Raw genomic sequence first — 4984 nt, 5'->3', positions numbered from 1 at the left:
GGGGCGCGGCGCGGCGCGCCGCCCGCGCGGGGGTGCGCGGCGCCCGCCCCCCGCCGCCCGCAGGCCGCCGCCCTCACGCCGCCGGGGCCGCGCGCGCCTTCGCCCGGCGCACCACGCCGGCCAGCGTCGAGCCCTGCACGAGGATGCTGAACACCGCGACGGCGTAGGTCGCGGCCAGCAGCGCCGGCTTCTCCGGGATGTCGGGGAGCGAGAGCGCCAGCGCCACCGAGATCCCGCCGCGCAGCCCACCCCAGGTCAGGATGGCGACGGTGCCCGGCGCGAAGGGCAGGACGCGGCCGAGCACGGCCACCGCCCCGCCCACGGCGGCGAAGCGGCCGGCGAGCGCGAGCGGCACCGCCGCGATGGCGAGCGGCGCGAAGGCGGCGTCGAAGCGCAGCAGCAGCACCTCGAGCCCGATCAGCAGGAACAGCACCGCGTTCAGCCCCTGGTCCAGCACGTCCCAGAAGCCGAAGACATAGCGCCTGGTGCGCGCGCTCATGCCGCGCCGCGCCCCGCGATTGCCGAGCAGGATGCCGGCCACCACCACGGCGATGGGGCCGCTGGCATGCAGCGACTGCGCCAGCGCATAGGTGCCGGTCGCCAGGGCGAGCGAGATCATCACCTCGAGTGCGTACTCGTCCACCGCGCGCGTCATCCGGTAGGCGACCCAGCCGGTCAGCGCGCCAAGCACGGCGCCGCCCACCGCCTCGCGCAGGAAGAGCTCGCCCGCCTGCGCCGGCCCCGCCTCGCCGCCCTGCGCGAGCGTGACGAGCAGCGCGAAGAGCACGACGCCGACCCCGTCGTTGAACAGCGACTCGCCCGACATGTCGGTCTCGATCGAGGCAGGCACCTGCACCGCCTTGAGCGTGCCGAGCACCGCGACCGGATCGGTCGGGCTGATCAGCGCGCCGAACACCAGCGCCCATGGCAATGGCAGCGGATGGCCGAGCGGTGCGGCGAGGAGCCAGAGGCCGATCCCGATCACCGCGGTGGACAGCAGCGAGCCGCCGGTGGCCATCAGCGCGATTGGCAAGGCACGCCCGCGCAGCTTGCCGATGTCGAGGTGGAGCGCGCCCGCGAACAGCAGGAAGGCGAGCAACCCGTCCAGCACCGCGCTCTCGAAATTGACGGCGCCAACCGCCGCGATCAGGTCGCGGTGCAGCGGCTCCTCCGGCACGAGCAGGTCGAGCGCGATCAGCAGCAGCGAGGCGACCAACCCCATCGCGAGCAGGCCGATCGAGCCCGGCAGGCCGAGGAAGCGCAGGTTCAACCAGCCGAAGACGGCCGAGAGCACCAGGAGCAGCGCCGCGACGTCGAGGAGTGACAGCACGCTCTGCCGTCACCGCGGCCAGGCGCAGGCGCGCGGGCGCGGCAGCGGCGTGGGCGTGGGCGTGGCGGCGTTCAACGGGGCGGGCCCTCCGGCGACAGGGTATGAACGTGCCGGGACGCCGGGCGTTTCCGGCTTCGGGCTTCGCCTGGCGGACGCGGTTGGCGGAGGCGGTCGGCGAACCGGCCGGAGCCTGCCGGCGGGCGCCCGGCCTGCGCCCTGCTCTCGGCAGCCATGCAGTCCGGAACGCATGGCGCGGTGGGGCGTTGAGGACCGCAGCAGACCCGGCAAGCCGGCCGCGCGCCGGCCAACTGCCGGCGTGCAGCGGAGACGCGGCCCGATGAGCGACCGGACACCCCTTCCCGCAGCCGCGCCTGTCGCCATTGTGACGGGCGCCTCGGCCGGCGTCGGGCGCGCCTCGGCGATCGCCTTCGCCCGCCGCGGCTACCGCGTCGCCCTGCTCGCGCGGGGCGAGGCGGGACTTGCGGGCGCGCGCCGCGATGTCGAGGCGGCGGGCGCCGAGGCGCTGGTGCTGCCCACCGATGTCGCCGATGCCGAGGCGGTGTTCGCGGCGGCCGACCGGGTCATGGCCCATTGGGGCCGCCTCGATGTCTGGGTGAACGATGCGATGGAGACGGTGGTCGGCCCGGTGGAGAGCATCACGCCCGCCGAATACCGGCGCGTGACCGAGGTGACCTATCTCGGCACCGTGCACGGCACGCTCGCGGCGCTGCGCCACATGCGCCGTCGCGACCGCGGCGCCATCGTGCAGATCGGCTCCGCGCTCGCCTACCGCGCGATCCCGCTGCAATCGGCCTATTGCGCGGCCAAGTTCGCGATCCGCGGCTTCACCGATTCCCTGCGGACGGAGCTGATCCACGACCGCAGCCGCATCCGGCTCGTCATGCTGCAGTTGCCTGGCGTCAACACGCCGCAATTCGACTGGTCGCACATGCATCTCGGCCACCGCCACCAGCCCCTCGGCAGCTGCTACCAGCCCGAGGCGATCGCGGCCGAGGTGGTGCGGGCCGCCGAGCATCCGGCGCGCGAGCGCTGGCTCGGCGTGCCGGCCGTGCTGGCGATCCTGGCCTCGATGCTCGCCCCGGGCCTGGCGGACCGCTGGCTCGCCCGGGCCGCGTATGAGGGGCAGATCTCGCGCGTCCCGGTCCTGCCGGGCGAGCCCGACACGCTGCTTGCGCCGGCGCCGACCGACCATGGCGCCCATGGGCGCTTCGACGACCGGGCGAAGCGGCGGCTTCATGCGGCGGATCCGGCGCTGCTGCGCGGCGGCCTCGCACTCGCCGGCGCCTCGCTGGTCGCTGGCGCCTACCTGCTCGGCCGGGCGCGCCGCGGCGGGCGCGGGGCACCCCGCCGGTTCCGCGCGGAACCCTGATCCGCCATGGCCTGCCGCATCGAGGAGTACGGCCTGATCGGCGACCGCGAGACCGCGGCGCTCATCGGCCGCGACGGCTCGATCGACTGGCTCTGCTGGCCGCGCTTCGACAGCGAGGCCTGCTTCGCCGCGCTGCTCGGCACGCCCGAGCATGGACGCTGGCTGATCGCACCGGCCGATCCGCCGGTCGGGACGGGCTGGCGCTACCGCGACGGCTCCCTGGTCATCGAGACCGAGTTCCGCACCGCCGATGGCGCCCGCGCGACGCTCACGGACTTCATGCCGGAGCGCAGGAAGGCTTCCGACATCGTCCGGATCGTGACCGGCCTGCGAGGCCGCGTCCGCTTCCGCATGGAGCTGGTGCTGCGCTTCGGCTACGGCGCCGCCGTGCCATGGGTGACGCGGCTGCCGCAGGGCGGCGGGCTGCGCGCCGTGACCGGACCCGACAAGGTCGTGCTGCGCACGCCGGTGCCGCTGCGCGGCGAGGGGCTGCGCACCGTCGCGGAGTTCAGCGTCGCGCCGGGCGAGCGCGTTCCCTTCGTGCTCAGCCACGTCGCCTCCCACGCGCCGGATCCGGAGCCGGTGGACGCGGAGCGCGCGCTGGACGAGACCCTGCGCAGATGGCGCGACTGGTCCGGCTGCTGCCGCCCGGCGGGGCGCTGGACGGAAGCCGTCCGGCGCTCCGTCATCACGCTGCGCGCGCTCACCTACCGGCCGACCGGGGGCATCGTCGCCGCCGCGACCACCTCCTTGCCCGAGCGCCTGGGCGGCGAGCGCAACTGGGACTACCGCATCTGCTGGCTGCGCGACGCGACGCTGACCCTCCTGGCGCTGCTGCGCGCCGGCTACCGGGAGGAGGCGGCCGCCTGGCGCGGCTGGCTGCTGCGCGCCGCCATGGGCAGCCCGTCGCAGATCCAGGTGATGTACGGGCTGGCGGGCGAGAAGCGGCTGCGCGAATGGACGCTCGACTGGCTGCCGGGCTATGCGAATTCACGGCCCGTGCGCGTCGGCAATGCGGCCCACGAGCAGCTCCAGCTCGATGTCTTCGGCGAGATCGCGGACGTGCTGCACCAGGCGCACCGGCAGGGCATGCGCATCCCCGGCGAGGCCTGGGCGCTGCAGCGCGCCCTCACCGAGCATCTCGAGGCGGTCTGGCAGCAGCCCGATTGCGGCATCTGGGAGGTGCGCAGCGCCCCGCGGCATTTCACCTATTCGAAGGTGATGGCCTGGGCCGCGCTGGACCGCGCGGTGCGCAACGTCGAGGCCTTTGGCCTGGAAGGGCCGCTGGAGCGCTGGCGCGGGCTGCGGCGGCGCATCCATGCCGACGTCTGCCGCAACGGCTACGACCCCGATCGCGGCAGCTTCGTGCGCTCCTACGGCTCCCGCGAGGTGGATGCGAGCCTGCTGCTGCTGCCTGCCGTGGGCTTCCTGCCGGCCACGGATCCGCGCATCCGCGGCACCATCGCCGCGGTCGAGCAGGACCTGCTGCAGGACGGCCTGGTGCGCCGCTACCGGCCCGACAGCGCGCCGGACGGTCTTTCAGGCCCGGAAGGTGCCTTCCTTGCCTGCAGCTTCTGGCTGGCGGATGCCTATGCGATGACCGGCCGGCAGGAGGAAGCCGAGGCGCTGTTCGAGCGCCTGCTGGCGCTCCGCAACGGCCTCGGGCTGCTGTCCGAGGAATGCGACCCGGCCTCCCGGCGGCTCCTGGGCAATTTCCCGCAGGCCTTCTCCCACACCGCGCTGGTGAACACGGCCTATGCGCTCTGCGACGGCGCCGCGATGCAGCGCCATGGCGCTCCGGCGCAGGCCGATCCCGCCGCCAGGCGGCGCGACTGAGCCGCGCGAGGCTGGCAGGCCGGCCCGCGGCCCGGTCATGCCTTGCCGATCATCGCCTTGAAGTGGTCGAGCATCCGGCCGGCATCCGGCTCCAGCCCGGTGAACAGCCGGAAGGCGCCCGCGGCCTGGAACACGGCCATGCCGCTGCCATCGAGCGTGCGGCAGCCGAGTTGCCGCGCGACGCGCAGAAGTTCGGTCTCCAGCGGGAAATAGACGATCTCGGCGACCCAGAGCGCCGGGCGGAGCAGCGCCGCAGGCAGCGGCAGTCCGGGCAGCTTCGCCATGCCGACGGGCGTGCAGTTGACCAGCCCGTCGGCGGCCGCGACGGCGGCGGCGGGGGCGCCGGCGCCCCCCCCCCCCCCCCCCCCCCCCCCCCCCCCCCCCCCCCCCCCCCCCCCCGCGCCCCCCGCCCCCGCCCCCACGGCCGC

General features: G+C 75.0%; 3 protein-coding genes and 1 pseudogene. 2 read left to right on the top strand and 2 right to left on the bottom strand.

Going from position 1 to position 4984, the window contains the following annotated elements; genetic code table 11:
- Positions 1-73: 73 nt before the first annotated feature.
- Positions 74-1330: a cation:proton antiporter gene (locus AC1MIR_RS27535; protein ID WP_480031359.1), complete on the bottom strand. Its 1257-nt coding sequence runs from the start codon at positions 1328-1330 to the stop codon at positions 74-76.
- 337 nt (positions 1331-1667) lie between these two features.
- On the opposite strand from AC1MIR_RS27535, the gene AC1MIR_RS27530 reads away from it, so the two are divergent.
- Together AC1MIR_RS27530 and AC1MIR_RS27525 are read left to right on the top strand one after the other, a co-directional pair.
- Entirely contained in the window at positions 1668-2720 is a 1053-nt protein-coding gene (locus AC1MIR_RS27530) for an SDR family oxidoreductase (protein WP_480031358.1), read from the top strand.
- A gap of 6 nt (positions 2721-2726) precedes the next feature.
- Positions 2727-4556 carry a glycoside hydrolase family 15 protein gene (locus AC1MIR_RS27525; RefSeq protein ID WP_480031357.1) on the top strand — a complete coding sequence of 610 codons (1830 nt, stop codon included), beginning with the start codon at positions 2727-2729 and terminating at the stop codon, positions 4554-4556.
- A gap of 35 nt (positions 4557-4591) precedes the next feature.
- On the opposite strand, the pseudogene AC1MIR_RS27520 reads toward AC1MIR_RS27525, so the two are convergent.
- Positions 4592-4984 (bottom strand): annotated as a pseudogene (locus tag AC1MIR_RS27520) (hypothetical protein); the annotation flags it as partial.

The organism is Falsiroseomonas sp. RANM36, from assembly GCF_056682175.1.
The sequence above is the reverse complement of the archived record's forward strand: the minus strand, read 5'-3'. Positions and strand labels throughout refer to the sequence as shown.